This is a genomic window from Neorhizobium sp. LMR1-1-1.1 (assembly GCF_040675795.1).
Lineage (GTDB): Bacteria > Pseudomonadota > Alphaproteobacteria > Rhizobiales > Rhizobiaceae > Neorhizobium > Neorhizobium cellulosilyticum.
This window is the reverse complement of the sequence record NZ_JBEGHE010000025.1, coordinates 1,008,245-1,020,022: the sequence shown is the minus strand read 5'-3', so window position 1 is coordinate 1,020,022 and position 11,778 is coordinate 1,008,245. Positions and strand designations below refer to the sequence as shown.

17 protein-coding genes are annotated in these 11,778 nt (G+C 59.2%); 6 read left to right on the top strand and 11 right to left on the bottom strand.

From position 1 onward, the window contains the following. Window positions 1-21: 21 nt before the first annotated feature. The 5 genes from MRBLMR1_RS18095 to MRBLMR1_RS18075 form a co-directional block, all read right to left on the bottom strand. The gene (locus tag MRBLMR1_RS18095) at window positions 22-840 is read right to left on the bottom strand and encodes an ABC transporter permease (protein ID WP_148143879.1); all 819 of its coding nucleotides are present in this window, start codon (window positions 838-840) and stop codon (window positions 22-24) included. After that, on the bottom strand, window positions 837-1,625 hold the full coding sequence (locus MRBLMR1_RS18090) for an ABC transporter ATP-binding protein (protein ID WP_183684998.1): 789 nt from the start codon (window positions 1,623-1,625) through the stop codon (window positions 837-839). The genes MRBLMR1_RS18095 and MRBLMR1_RS18090 overlap by 4 nt, the downstream gene beginning before the upstream one ends. Before the next feature lie 184 nt (window positions 1,626-1,809). Beyond that, the gene (locus tag MRBLMR1_RS18085) at window positions 1,810-2,844 is read right to left on the bottom strand and encodes an ABC transporter substrate-binding protein (RefSeq protein ID WP_183684997.1); all 1,035 of its coding nucleotides are present in this window, start codon (window positions 2,842-2,844) and stop codon (window positions 1,810-1,812) included. Between the two features lie 375 nt (window positions 2,845-3,219). Further along, a complete protein-coding gene (locus MRBLMR1_RS18080) occupies window positions 3,220-3,429 on the bottom strand; it encodes a hypothetical protein (RefSeq protein ID WP_148143881.1) in 210 nt (69 codons plus the stop codon). A gap of 300 nt (window positions 3,430-3,729) precedes the next feature. After that, complete coding sequence (locus MRBLMR1_RS18075) at window positions 3,730-4,242, bottom strand: GNAT family N-acetyltransferase (protein ID WP_500065456.1); 513 nt, start codon at window positions 4,240-4,242, stop codon at window positions 3,730-3,732. Between the two features lie 123 nt (window positions 4,243-4,365). On the opposite strand from MRBLMR1_RS18075, the gene MRBLMR1_RS18070 reads away from it, so the two are divergent. Next, window positions 4,366-4,512 (top strand): hypothetical protein, encoded by a 147-nt coding sequence (locus tag MRBLMR1_RS18070; protein WP_183684996.1) that lies wholly within the window; start codon window positions 4,366-4,368, stop codon window positions 4,510-4,512. A 15-nt stretch (window positions 4,513-4,527) separates the two neighbouring features. On the opposite strand, the gene MRBLMR1_RS18065 is transcribed toward MRBLMR1_RS18070, so the two are convergent. The 5 genes from MRBLMR1_RS18065 to MRBLMR1_RS18045 all read right to left on the bottom strand — a co-directional run bounded on the left by MRBLMR1_RS18065 (window position 4,528) and on the right by MRBLMR1_RS18045 (window position 7,089). Continuing rightward, the gene (locus MRBLMR1_RS18065; RefSeq protein WP_148143882.1) at window positions 4,528-4,905 is read right to left on the bottom strand and encodes a YkgJ family cysteine cluster protein; all 378 of its coding nucleotides are present in this window, start codon (window positions 4,903-4,905) and stop codon (window positions 4,528-4,530) included. Next, window positions 4,902-5,216, bottom strand: coding sequence for a hypothetical protein (locus tag MRBLMR1_RS18060; protein WP_148143883.1), 315 nt, complete (start codon window positions 5,214-5,216; stop codon window positions 4,902-4,904). The genes MRBLMR1_RS18065 and MRBLMR1_RS18060 overlap by 4 nt, the downstream gene beginning before the upstream one ends. Before the next feature lie 76 nt (window positions 5,217-5,292). Continuing rightward, on the bottom strand, window positions 5,293-5,496 hold the full coding sequence (locus MRBLMR1_RS18055) for a hypothetical protein (RefSeq protein WP_148143884.1): 204 nt from the start codon (window positions 5,494-5,496) through the stop codon (window positions 5,293-5,295). A gap of 225 nt (window positions 5,497-5,721) precedes the next feature. After that, window positions 5,722-5,931, bottom strand: a complete 210-nt coding sequence (locus MRBLMR1_RS18050; protein WP_148143885.1) for a cold-shock protein — start codon at window positions 5,929-5,931, stop codon at window positions 5,722-5,724. Window positions 5,932-6,429: 498 nt separating this feature from the next. Continuing rightward, on the bottom strand, window positions 6,430-7,089 hold the full coding sequence (locus tag MRBLMR1_RS18045; protein WP_148143886.1) for a GntR family transcriptional regulator: 660 nt from the start codon (window positions 7,087-7,089) through the stop codon (window positions 6,430-6,432). 92 nt (window positions 7,090-7,181) lie between these two features. Between MRBLMR1_RS18045 and MRBLMR1_RS18040 the strand changes: the two genes are divergently transcribed. From MRBLMR1_RS18040 to MRBLMR1_RS18020, 5 genes are all read left to right on the top strand, one after another. Continuing rightward, window positions 7,182-7,811 carry a TRAP transporter small permease subunit gene (locus MRBLMR1_RS18040; RefSeq protein ID WP_148143887.1) on the top strand — a complete coding sequence of 210 codons (630 nt, stop codon included), beginning with the start codon at window positions 7,182-7,184 and terminating at the stop codon, window positions 7,809-7,811. Beyond that, the gene (locus MRBLMR1_RS18035) at window positions 7,811-9,079 is read left to right on the top strand and encodes a TRAP transporter large permease (protein ID WP_148143888.1); all 1,269 of its coding nucleotides are present in this window, start codon (window positions 7,811-7,813) and stop codon (window positions 9,077-9,079) included. The genes MRBLMR1_RS18040 and MRBLMR1_RS18035 overlap by 1 nt, the downstream gene beginning before the upstream one ends. A gap of 37 nt (window positions 9,080-9,116) precedes the next feature. After that, window positions 9,117-10,124 (top strand): TRAP transporter substrate-binding protein, encoded by a 1,008-nt coding sequence (locus MRBLMR1_RS18030; protein WP_148143889.1) that lies wholly within the window; start codon window positions 9,117-9,119, stop codon window positions 10,122-10,124. A 122-nt stretch (window positions 10,125-10,246) separates the two neighbouring features. Beyond that, entirely contained in the window at window positions 10,247-10,510 is a 264-nt protein-coding gene (locus tag MRBLMR1_RS18025) for a type II toxin-antitoxin system ParD family antitoxin (protein WP_148143890.1), read from the top strand. A gap of 3 nt (window positions 10,511-10,513) precedes the next feature. Further along, window positions 10,514-10,825: a type II toxin-antitoxin system RelE/ParE family toxin gene (locus tag MRBLMR1_RS18020; RefSeq protein WP_148143891.1), complete on the top strand. Its 312-nt coding sequence runs from the start codon at window positions 10,514-10,516 to the stop codon at window positions 10,823-10,825. 2 nt (window positions 10,826-10,827) lie between these two features. Here MRBLMR1_RS18020 and MRBLMR1_RS18015 read toward each other — a convergent pair whose 3' ends face one another. Continuing rightward, complete coding sequence (locus tag MRBLMR1_RS18015; RefSeq protein ID WP_148143892.1) at window positions 10,828-11,703, bottom strand: DMT family transporter; 876 nt, start codon at window positions 11,701-11,703, stop codon at window positions 10,828-10,830. Window positions 11,704-11,778: the final 75 nt, after the last annotated feature.

Here is an 11,778-nt window from a genome sequence, read left to right as displayed (position 1 = left end):
CCCGCCGGGGCATTTTCGATCTCAGTTGGCCATGGTCGAGCGATGCGCCCAACCGGTCATGCGGCGTTCGATCCACGCCATCAGCGAATACATGGCGATGCCTTCGACGGCGAGTGCAAGCAGACCGGCAAAAACCAGCGGCACGTTGAACTGGCTCTGGGCCGAGGCCATCATGTTGCCGAGGCCGTAATTGGAGGCGACGGTTTCGCTGAGCACCGAGCCGACGAAGGCAAGCGTGATGGCGATCTTCAGCGAGCCGAAGAAATAGGGCATCGAGCGCGGAATACCGACCTTCAGCATGATGTCCAGCTTCTTTGCTCCGAGTGCCCGCAGCACATCCTCCGTCTCCGGCTCGATCGTCGCCAGACCCGTCGCGACATTCACGACGATCGGGAAGAAGGAGATCAGGAAGGCGGTGATGACGGCAGGAATGGTGCCGATGCCGAACCAGATGACGAGGATCGGCACGACGGCGACCTTGGGGATGGCGTTGAAGCCGATCATGATCGGGTAAAGCCCGGCATAGATGGTCTTCGACCAGCCGATGAACAGACCGATTGCCAGCCCCCCGACCACCGCCAGGCCGAAACCGAGCGTGGTGGTGAACAGCGTCTGGGCGGAGTTTTTCAGAAGCGGCGACCAGTATTGCACCACTGCTTGAAAGATGCGGCTCGGGGCAGGCAGGATGGTGACCGGCGTGCCGAGGCCGCGCACCAATAGTTCCCAGAAGAGAAACAGCCCAAGCGTGAAAAGCCAGGGCGCGGCCTTCACCCAGTTGATGCGGGCGGGCTGTTTTGCGACGATCGCTGGAGCAGTGGAATTCTCGGTCGTGGTGGTCATGCTACCGCCCTCGCCTGCGCGATCTCGCCGTGCAGCTGGTGCACGAGGTCGTTGAACCTCGTCTCATACATGATCTCGAGATCACGCGGCCGCTCGAAGGGGACGCGATGTTCCTTGAGGATACGGCCGGGGCGCGCGCTCATGACGAAAATCTTGTCGGCGAGAAAGGCCGCTTCGCGCAGGTCATGGGTGACGAGAACGATGGTGACGCCCTGTGCCGCGTGAAGATCGCGGATGACGCACCACAACTCCTCGCGGGTAAAGGCATCGAGCGCGCCAAAGGGTTCGTCGAGCATCAGGAGTTCCGGCTCGTGGATGAGGGCGCGACACAGATTCGCGCGCTGCTGCATGCCGCCGGAAAGCTGCCAGGGGAATTTTTCGCCAAAGCCCTTGAGGCCAACGAGTTCAAGCAGATGCTCGGCTTTCTCCACGTATTCCTTCTTGTTGGCGCGCAGGCGATGCCGGTGTCTTTCGACGATTTCGAGCGGCAGGAGGATGTTTTCCAGCGTCGTGCGCCAAGGCAGCATGGTCGGGTTCTGGAAGGCCATGCCGACGATCGAGACGGGCTGCGTGACATGCTGGCCGGCGACGATGACCGTGCCGACCTGCGGGATATGCAGGCCGGTGACGAGTTTCATCAGCGTGGACTTGCCGCAGCCGGACGGGCCGACAACGGCGGCGAAATCGCCTTTGTCGACGCGCATGGTGAGGCCGGAGACAGCAAGCGTGCCTTCCGCGCCGCCATAACGCATATCGACATCATCGATGGAAACGAGGTGTGCCAATCAGAATTTCCTTGATCGAACAATCTTGTCGCGAAACCCCCTCCCGCCTGCCGGCCACCCTCCCCACAAGAGGGAGGGTTGAACACGCGGCACCATAACTGGCAAAATCAAGCGTAGAGAGTGCGGCCGGGTTAAGCCCCTCCCCTTGTGGGGAGGGGTTTGGGGCGGGGACTTTCCTCTGTCCTTACGGCAGCATCCGCTCCGCCTTTGCCGGCAAGAAGCTGGCGTCGAAGACCTGCTCGGCCTTGACAGCGCCCTTGAGGCCCATCGAGATTTTGAGCGTGTCGATGGAAGCGGAGAGCCTTGCCATGTCGACGCCGCCGAAACCGTTTTCAACGACGTAAGGCGTCTTGATGTTCATGGCGTTGGCCATGTTCAGGCGCTGGATCTCGATATCCGGGTTAAGCGTCTCGTTGCGCTTCAACACGGCATCGACGCCTTCCTTCGGGTTGGCGACAGCGGCGGCAAAGCCCTTGGCCAGCGCCTTCATGAAACCCTTCACGGCTTCGGGATTTTCCTTGGCAAAATCGGTATTTACCAGGACCGAGTTGCCATAAAGATTCAAGCCGTGTTCGGCCATCAGGATGGTCGCGATATCGTCATCGGCGATGCCCTGAGCCTTCAGGTTGAGGATGACCGAGAAGGCGAAACCGAAGACGGCATCGACATCGCCCTTGGCCAGCATCGGCTCACGCACCGGGAAGCCGATCGACTCGATGGTGATCTTGCTGTCGTCGATTTTTGCCACCTGCTTGAAGGCCTTCCACTGGGCGAATGCGCCATCCGGCGGCGGTGCGCCGAGCTTCTTGCCTTCCAGCGACTTCGGATCGGTGGTGACGCCGAGCGACTTGCGGCCGACGACCGCGAAGGTCGGGCGCTCGTAGATCATCATCGCCGCCTTGACCTTCTGCGATGGGTCCTCGTCCAAGAACTTGATCAGCGAGTTGATGTCGCCGAAACCCATCTGGTAGGTGCCGGTCGCGACGCGCGGGATCGCCTCCACCGAGCCATTGCCGGTGTCGATCGTGACGTTCAGACCCTCTTGCTTGAAATATCCCTTGTCCACGGCAAGCAGGAAGCCGGCGGCCGGGCCTTCGAATTTCCAGTCGAGCGTGAACTTGATGTTGGTTTCGGCAAAGGCCGCGCCGGAGAAGCCGGTGCCCAAGGCCACCGTGGCCAGGGCGGCCAATTTAGTCAGATATCTACGAGTCAGCATCATGTTCCCCTGCTGGTTGTTATTGACCCATAGAAAACGACAAATCGCCAACCGCGCAAGTATCCCTGCACATTTTATCATCAATATTTCGCGTGCTTATTTTCAAATCACAATTCTGGAGACATTGGCTTTGAGTCAGCCGTTCCCGCAGCCTGGCGCGGAAAACACGCCCTATCATCAGCTGTCGATTAACTGTGACGGAAAAGAATAAAAGCGGATTCTAAAATAGATTTGCCGAGCCGGGCATTTGGCCTATTTTCTCCAACTGGAGGACGAAGAATGCGCATAAAGCTGTTTCTGGTCTGCGTCGCGGTTTTGACCATAGCTTGGCTTACAGGCCTTTTTGCACTCGTATGGTCTCTGTTCTGAAGCCGGAAATTATCTTCTACGGCTTTTTTCCGCGAAAGACAGGGCGACGACGGCACCGAAGTAGCCGACCTGCATGAAGACGAGAGAGGCGACACCAAAGCCGGCAGCCCACCACGCCCCATCGCCTGAAATCAGACTAGCGCAAGCAACAAAAGCAGACGCGAGCAGCATCTTCAGGAAACTGCAAGGCAGCTGAAGGTGACGAAAAAGCTTTTCCATGCGCCACTCCAAGAGTTAACCGGAAGTTAACCATACCTTATATTGCAGACAGGGCATACCCCATATGAGGGATATTGCTTCGAATCATCGAAGCACCGTTTATCCACCCGCACCGCCCGTTCGAGGCCCAGCAACGCCCTATCATTAAAGCCCGGATCAGGCGCATTCGGGCGATGGAGACGATCAACCCGCGCGAAGGAATACGCGCATGGCGGAATCGCCGCCTTGCAGGGGGAATATAGGTCAATGCGGGACGGGAAGCGGCTTGAGACCTGAAACCTCAGGCCCCGCCACGCGTTTTCAGGACGCCTCGTCGCCGAGCCTTGCCAGCGCCTCGCCATCCAGCCGGTAGAACAGTTTTTCCGGTTTTGCGACGCCGCCTATCTCATCATAAAATGCAAGAAGCCTGTCGTCCTGCGCGTCGGCGGTCCAGTCTATTCTCGACAACCCCCGCCGGCCGGCCAAGGCGGCGAGTTCCCGCATCAGGGCCCGCCCGACGCCGAGACCACGAGACATTCTGCCGACATACAACTCCTTGAGGAAAATGCCCGGTTTCAAGCCCGGCCCCGGATAGATCGCACTGAATGCACATAAGGCAATCACGCTTTCTTCCTGCTCGGCAACGAGAATTTCTGCCCCTTGCGGCCTCGCCTGCAGCCCGGCAATGATTTCCGCGCGCGCAGGACACGGCACCTCATAGTGAGCCTGCATCTCCTCCATCAATACCGCCAGCCGCGGCAGCGCTGCATCAAGTTCCTGCAAGAGGCGGATGCGGGCCGCGGCCCTGTTCGGATCATCTTGCGAAATGGACATGAAACAGCCTCTGGACGATATTTCCCATACCATTGGCAGCTATCCGTTACGGGCGACTTAAGGCAAGAAGCTCAATATCCGCGCCATGTTGAAGCGTCTTCGGACGCCCGTGTCATCGGGTCCGTGGCACTGTTCTTCTTCGGCGGCTTTTTCAAGGTCAGCGACTGGCGGATCAAGAAACGCCTGAACCGGATGGGCATATCGGGAAGCGTGAGGAGCGCGGCGCTCGTCAAGGCACTCGACGCTGGCTCTCTGATCAACTGCCCCTGATTGACTTGACTGCGCCTATTTCAGACCGAAAGCCCAGCGAGCGGTCCTGCATTCGGGATCTCCGGGGGCGCAAGCGCGGCATACGTCGGGACGAACTTCGTAGACCAGACATGAGGTACTCTCACCGACACGGCCGGACAGCGCCGAACATCGCTGATCCTCACACCGCATGCCTCGCTGGTCCGCAGCAACGAACTGCGGCGGAACCAAGTCGAGAGCTTCATCGGTTTCCGTGGTGAAGCGCGGCCATTCGGACGAATAGGAACAGCAGGCACCACAGGCCTGGCAATCCGGAAGGTCAGCAGCGCCCTGATCACCTGAAGACAGATCATCGCCAAGGGCGTGATCAAAATCCCGCCCCACGCGCCCTGATGAGGCGCCGCCTGTCGTCATTTGTGCTTCAGCAGCCACATCTTGCCCGCCATGGTTATTCCATGTGGGGTTTCGCCGGCCTCGGCATCGGGGTCAAGTCCTTTGAGAAGGCCGTAGCCCGTAAGCTGTTCGAGAGTGGCGGTCGTCGCGAACTTTACCTTCAGCGGCCGCTCCTTGAAGCGGTCGGATTTTGCGTAGGTCTCGGTGGCGCCAAGATGGGTCCAGCGGTTCCCGTCCTGGGGGTGGAGGTCGCCGAGTTTTGCGAGCTTCAATCCCCTGATCTGGGTTGGCGTCAATTCAATGGTCAGCGCAGCAGTTGTCGTGCTGTTCATGTCTTTGTTCTTTCTCTTCGCAACAGGCGTCAATGCCGCTCACTGCCGCTTTCAAGCAGGTCCGTTTCGAAATCGCTCAGGTTTTCCTGACGGACACATCGGCCGCGTTTTGCGCCTCCATGGCGAGACGCGCTTCACGCAACCGGGACGTCTTTTCCTGACGCGCCTTAGTAACGGCATCGAGTTCATCGCGGGCACGGTCGCCGGCAGCACTTGAAGCCTGTGTCTTGTCGAATGCCTTTTCGGCAACCTGTCGCGCTTTGCTGTGTTGCTCGGTCATTGTCTTCCTCGGTTTGTGCGCGCCGGCGCTTCGATAAGAAGTCCGGACTTTCGCAAAGCAGGATGTGCAGACCTGAAACTGCTACAGCGCCATTTGAGCACCATCGACAGCGTGATCCGCTCTTCAACGGCAATAAAAAAAGGCCAGGCGGCTGCCTGACCTCCTGTGGTCCCATGCTTTCGACAGTGCCAGTACATCCGTGGTCACACGAAAGCGGATACCAATTCAGACAGCCTGAAGGTTGCAGGCCGACATCTTGCCAGACTTGCGGTCGCGCTCCAGATCGAAGGAGACCTTCTGGCCTTCTACGAGTTCACGCATACCCGAACGCTCGACAGCGGAGATATGGACGAATGCGTCAGCTTCGCCGTTGTCAGGCTGGATGAAGCCGAAGCCCTTGGTGGAATTGAACCATTTAACTGTGCCAGTGGTCATGATGAACCCTTTCATAGCAACATAGAGGGACCGCTGCGCAAAAGCGCCGCGGATGATAATAACGATGCTTTAAAGGGAGTGTCGTTCAATACGCGGTGCCACTCGCGCAGTAACCAAATCTCGGCAAGAAAAATATCGATATACCTCAGATAGTACACCGAACGCCCAAAGTCAAACTCCAGTCTTCGCGCAGCCGAAGTTGATGACCGTAACCGGGCGCAATCGGCTAGCCAGGCACGACCGATAGCTTTACGATTGGACTTATCGGTCCCTTTCTGCCACAAGCCCCACCGGACGCGAATGCCGTTAACTTTAGAACGGGGTCGGGCGATAGATTGACGTCACGTCGTTGCCGCGAGATCACGCTGGCCGTCCGCTAAAGCACTTCGCGATCGTTCAAATTCGCTTGCCGTACTTTCGCTTTTTGTTTTTGCGCATGTCTTCGTCCCGAAACCGGTGACCACTTTCGGGAGACACGCTTTAAATTCCCGACTTTTCTTATCCCCTGCCCTCGACGACCTTGATCAGGTCTTCGCGGACGGAGCCGATATGGGTGGCGAGCAGCTCGCCGGCCTTTTCGAAGCGGTGGGCGCGGATCAGGCCGATCAGTTCGGCATGTTCGAACATCGCCTTTTCCATTGCGGCCTCGTTGGACAGCTGCAGGCGGGTATAGCGGTCGCTGGTCTGCAGAAGCGAGGCAACGATCTGCTGGCTTCTTGGCATGTCGGCGCGGTGATACATGGCCATGTGTAGTTCAGCGTTCAACCGGCCATAATCATCCCGCTCGCCCGAGGCGATCGCCTTGACGTAATTTGCCTGATGCTCATCGAGTTCGGCCAGATCCTTCTCGTTCAGCGCCGGAGCGGAAGCCAGAAGCAGGCGCGGCTCCAGCATGATCCTCAAGTCGAACACGTCGTCGATTTCGGCACGCGACAGTTCCGAGACGATCGCGCCCTTCTGCGGCAGGATTTTTACCAGCCCTTCCGCTTCCAGCTGAAACAGCACCTCGCGCACCGGAATGCGGCTGACGCCATAGGTTTCCGCCAATGCATCCTGCCTGAGCTGCGTGCCGCCGGCATATTTTCCCGACAGGATCGCCTGGCGGATTTCGGTGATGAGGGCGCCCGAAAGCGTCTTGTGTTTCAGTTTTAAGGCCATGCAACCCCGCTACACCATTTCCGTCGAAAAGCCAGTTGACTCTCGAAATGTATAAAATCTACATTATACCCAACAAAGAGGGAACTGAAATAATGACGACTGCCTTGACGGAGAACGGGCTGCCGCCCGGTTCGCCTCCCCTTGCCGCACGCGCAATCATCGGACTGTCGGAAGGCGTGCTTGCCGTGGAAAAGCTCCTCGTCGGATTTTTCATGGCACTCGTGCTTTTCCTCATCCTGCTCAATGTCGTCACCCGTTATGGCGGCATGCCGCTCTATTGGGTGGATGAGGCGGCGGTTTACGCCATGGTCTGGCTCACCTTCATCGGCGGTTCGGCGCTCACCCGCCTGCGGCTCGATTTTGCCGTGACGCTGATCAGCGACAAGCTGCAGAAGAAGAATGCCGAGCGGCTGCAGGCCTTCGCGACCTTTCTCGCGATGCTGTTTTCCATCGGGCTCGGCGTGATGTGCTGGAACTGGATGGACCCGATCGGCATCGCAGCCGCAGGATTCGACGCCAAGGAATATGCCGGTGAGAGCTTCAACTTCCTCTATACCGAATACACCCAGACGCTGAACTGGCCGGTCTGGGCGATCAGCCTCGTCGTGCCGCTGTTTGCCGTCACCATGACGATCCATACCGCCGCCAATCTGCTTGAAGAGATGAAGTTCGCTCCCAAAAGACAGCGGCTTGCATTCGCCAATGCGGAAGGGGTCAACTGATGGTCACAACCGCATTTTTCACCTTCTTCATGCTGGTCGGCGTGCCGATCGGCCTTTGCCTGTGCATGGCGGCCGCCGTCTATATCTGGGCGACCGGAAACACGCTTCTGTTCGCCAGCTTTCCGGTTCAGCTTTTCGGCGGGGTCGACAATTACGGCCTGATCTCCATTCCGCTTTTCGTGCTGATCGGCGAAGTGATGAATGGCGGCGGCATTACCCGCCGCATCATCAACATGACCATGGCCTTTGTCGGTTCGATGAAGGGCGGGCTCGCCTATGTGAACCTGCTCGCCAATATGTTCGTCTCGTCGATCCTCGGCTCGGCCACCGCCCAGGTCGCCATCATGGCGCAGATGATGGTGCCGGAGATGGAAAAGAAGGGCTATGACAAGACCTTTGCGGCGGGGCTAACAGCTTACGCCGGCATGCTCGGGCCGATCATTCCGCCATCGATCATGTTCGTCGTCTATTCCGTTCTTGCGCAGGTGCCGGTGAGCGACATGCTGACGGCCGGCATGCTGCCCGGCATTCTTCTGACCGCGATCTTCTGCGTCGTCATCGCCGGCATGGGCTGGTTCTGTTACGATTATCCGCGCGGCGATGTGATGACGCTGAAACAGCGTGTCAAGATCGTGCTCGGCGCGCTGCCGACGCTGTCGATCCCGATCATCATCGTCGGCTCGATCATGGCGGGCATTGCCAATGCGACGGAAGCGGCTGCCGTCGGCGTGGTCGCTGCGGTTCTCGTCGGGCGCTACTGGATCGGCGACCTGAAATTCTCCGACCTGCCGATGATGCTGTTGAAGGCCGGCATCTATTCCGCCGTCGTGCTCCTCTTGGTCGCGGCCGCGGCCGTGTTCTCCTGGGTACTGGTCTACGGCATGGTGCCGCAGAATGTCGCCGCCTGGGTGCAGACGATCGCATCCGACCCGATCACCTTCATGCTTCTCGTCAACGTCATCCTGCTCGTCATCGGCACCGTGATCGATGGCGCGCCCGGGCTGATCATGACGGTACCGATCCTGCTGCCGATCGCGACCGAGGTCTATGGCATCGACCCGATCCATTTCGGCGTCGTCGTTACCGTCAACCTGGTGCTCGGCTTCCTGTCGCCACCGGTCGGTCTGTGCTTCTTCGTCGCCTCGGCGGTGACGGGGGCGAAACCGGGCAAGATGTTCATCGTCACCCTGCCCTTCTTCTTCGCCTCCTGCGTGCTGCTCGTGCTGCTTTCGATCTTCCCGATCCTGTCGACCTTCTTCGTCAAGTAACCGCAACCACAACAATAAAACTCCAGAGGATTAGACCATGACAATTTCCCGCAGATCATTCCTCCGCAACTCGACGATGGCGGCAGCCGGCGCCGTTGCCGCCGGCACGCTCTCGATGCCGAACGTGCTCAGGGCACAGGAGGCCAAAACCTTCCGTCTCGGCATCACCACGCCGCCCGGCCATCCGTGGAACAATGCGGCGCTGAAGGTGGGCGAGATGCTGAAGGCTGAGACCAAGGGCCGTCTCGACCTCGCCGTCTTCCCGGCCAACCAGCTCGGCACCGAAGCCGTGATGATGCAGCAGATGCAGGCCGGTTCGCTCGATTTCGGCTGGATCATGACCGCCGAACTCGGTTCGCGCATTCCCTCGATCGCGGCGATCAACGCGCCTTACGTCGTCGATTCCACCGCAAAGGTGGCGAAGCTGGTGCGCGATCCGCTGGCGATGAAAATGCTCGACGTGCTGCCGAAGGAAACCGGTACGCTGGGTCTTGCCTGGGGTATCACCACGATGCGCGTCGTCTTCACTGCCAAGGAGATCGGCGGCATCAACGACCTGAACGGCATGAAGCTGCGCATCAATACGACGCCGGCCTATCGCGATTTCTACCAGCTGCTCGGCACCGCGCCGACCCCGATCCCGACGCCGCAGGTGTTCGATGCGATGTCGAACGGCCAGGTAGACGGGCTCGAGGCCGATCTCGACTTCTCTTGGAACCAGCGCTTCGACAAGGTTTCGAAGACGATGCTGAAGATGAACGCGATCTTCATGCCCTGCGTGGCGCTCGCTTCCGGCCGCGTCTGGAAAGACGTGCCGGCCGCCGACCGCGAACTGATCACCAAGCTGACCAAGGAAGCGCTCGACGCCCAGATCGATGCGACCGTCGCCAACGAAGCCAAGCTGCTCGACGAGTTCGGCAAGGTCATCGCAGTCAAGGATGTTCAGGTGGCAGACGCCGGCAAGGTGATTGCCGAATACGACAAGATCTGGCTGCCCAAGGCCCCGATCCTCGCCGACCTGCGCAAGCTGGGCGCGACGCTTTAAGGCTCAATTTCGAGGAAGCCTGATAAGGGCTTTTATGCGGCGCGTCTCCGGGTGGGGCGCGCCGTTTTTCTTGCTGTCTCCTTAAAGCTGGCCCATATTGGCGGGAACGAAAGGGTGGAGCCATGCTCAACGTTGCGCTCGGAAAAGACGACGAAGAACTCGTCCGCAAACAGCTGGAAACGGGACACTATGCGGATGCCGCCGACGTGGTGCGCGCCGGGCTGAGGCTGCTTGAGGATGAAAGTGTCTTGGAGCGCTGGATCGAGGAAGAGCTTCCCGCTCGCTATGAGGCATATCTGAAGGATCCTTCTCGGGCCATTCCCGCAGAAGAAGTACATGCCCGTTTCGAGGCCATGCGGATAAGCAACGCCAAAAAGGCCGAATAAACAATGGGGCATCGCATCGTCTATCTTTCCGATGCGACACTCGATCTCAATAGAATTTATGCTGAGATAGCTGCTGCGGCAGGCTTGCCAATTGCCGACCGTTTCTTTGCCGGCTTGATCGCCTTTATTCGAGCACTGGAGACCTTTCCCGAAAGAGGGACGGTACGCAGTGGCCGAATTCCAGGATTAAGAATCATCGGCTATCGGCACAGCATCAGCCTCGCATTTGTCGTAAGGGGCGATAGCGTCGTGATCGTCGGTGTATTCCGTCGAGGCCAAAATATCAGCGACGAAATCCTTGCGGGACGCCTGTAACCCTACCGAGCAAACCTCTTGGCCGCGGCGACGCAGAGGATGACGCCGAGGGTGACGATGAACATCGAGGACGTTACCTGCTCGCCGAGCAGGAGCGCCGCCAGCGCCAAGCCGAAAAACGGCTGGATGAGCTGCAGTTGGCCGACTGTCGCCGTGCCGCCCTGGGCGAGGCCGCGATACCAGAAGATGAAGCCGATCAGCATCGAAAAGAGCGAGACATAGGCGAGGCCCGCATAGGCAGCGCCGCCGACGCCTGCAAATGTCACCGGCATCAGCGCCAGCGCGCCGACCAACATGACCGGCAGCGAGATGACCAGCGCCCAGCAGATAACCTGCCAGCCGCCCAGCCGCTTCGACAATGCCGCACCTTCCGCATAACCGAGGCCGCAGACGATGATTGCCGCCAGCATCAGCCAGTCACCGAATGACAGGCCGATCGAAGCAACTGTTCCGCCCTGCGCCAGCGCAAAACCGGTGACGAGCAGGCTGCCGAGAACAGCGAAGACCCAGAAAGCGAGCTTGGGGCGTTCACCGCCGCGAATGACGCCGAAGATGGCGGTGGCGAGCGGCAGAAGCCCGATGAAGACGACCGAATGGGCCGACGAGATATGTTGCAGCGCCAGTGCCGTCAGCAGCGGGAAACCGACGACGCAGCCAAGTGCGACGATGACGAGAGAAAAGATCTCGCTGCTTTGCGGCCGTTTTTGCCGGAAAGCCAGGAGCAGCAGAAGTGACAAAAGACCGGCAATCGTGCCGCGGGCGACGGTCAGGAACAGCGGGTCGAAGCCGATCACCGCCAGCCTCGTGGCCGGCAGCGAACCGGAAAAGATCAGCACCCCGATAAACCCGTTGAGCCAACCCGACAGACTGCGATCCATGTCATTCTCCCCTCGCCGCACAGGGGCAATCCGTGGGCGCTGTTTCAGGCATTCCAATGGCGGCGTTATGCTCTT

Excerpts from the sequence above, each read along its gene's own strand:
- MRBLMR1_RS18095 (WP_148143879.1), bottom strand. The coding sequence starts at position 840 with ATGACCACCACGACCGAGAATTCCACTGCTCCAGCGATCGTCGCAAAA.
- MRBLMR1_RS18085 (WP_183684997.1), bottom strand. The coding sequence starts at position 2,844 with ATGATGCTGACTCGTAGATATCTGACTAAATTGGCCGCCCTGGCCACG.
- MRBLMR1_RS18080 (WP_148143881.1), bottom strand. The coding sequence starts at position 3,429 with ATGGAAAAGCTTTTTCGTCACCTTCAGCTGCCTTGCAGTTTCCTGAAG.
- MRBLMR1_RS18075 (WP_500065456.1), bottom strand. The coding sequence starts at position 4,242 with ATGTCCATTTCGCAAGATGATCCGAACAGGGCCGCGGCCCGCATCCGC.
- MRBLMR1_RS18065 (WP_148143882.1), bottom strand. The coding sequence starts at position 4,905 with ATGACGACAGGCGGCGCCTCATCAGGGCGCGTGGGGCGGGATTTTGAT.
- MRBLMR1_RS18060 (WP_148143883.1), bottom strand. The coding sequence starts at position 5,216 with ATGAACAGCACGACAACTGCTGCGCTGACCATTGAATTGACGCCAACC.
- MRBLMR1_RS18055 (WP_148143884.1), bottom strand. The coding sequence starts at position 5,496 with ATGACCGAGCAACACAGCAAAGCGCGACAGGTTGCCGAAAAGGCATTC.
- MRBLMR1_RS18050 (WP_148143885.1), bottom strand. The coding sequence starts at position 5,931 with ATGACCACTGGCACAGTTAAATGGTTCAATTCCACCAAGGGCTTCGGC.
- MRBLMR1_RS18045 (WP_148143886.1), bottom strand. The coding sequence starts at position 7,089 with ATGGCCTTAAAACTGAAACACAAGACGCTTTCGGGCGCCCTCATCACC.
- MRBLMR1_RS18040 (WP_148143887.1), top strand. The coding sequence starts at position 7,182 with ATGACGACTGCCTTGACGGAGAACGGGCTGCCGCCCGGTTCGCCTCCC.
- MRBLMR1_RS18035 (WP_148143888.1), top strand. The coding sequence starts at position 7,811 with ATGGTCACAACCGCATTTTTCACCTTCTTCATGCTGGTCGGCGTGCCG.
- MRBLMR1_RS18030 (WP_148143889.1), top strand. The coding sequence starts at position 9,117 with ATGACAATTTCCCGCAGATCATTCCTCCGCAACTCGACGATGGCGGCA.
- MRBLMR1_RS18025 (WP_148143890.1), top strand. The coding sequence starts at position 10,247 with ATGCTCAACGTTGCGCTCGGAAAAGACGACGAAGAACTCGTCCGCAAA.
- MRBLMR1_RS18020 (WP_148143891.1), top strand. The coding sequence starts at position 10,514 with ATGGGGCATCGCATCGTCTATCTTTCCGATGCGACACTCGATCTCAAT.
- MRBLMR1_RS18015 (WP_148143892.1), bottom strand. The coding sequence starts at position 11,703 with ATGGATCGCAGTCTGTCGGGTTGGCTCAACGGGTTTATCGGGGTGCTG.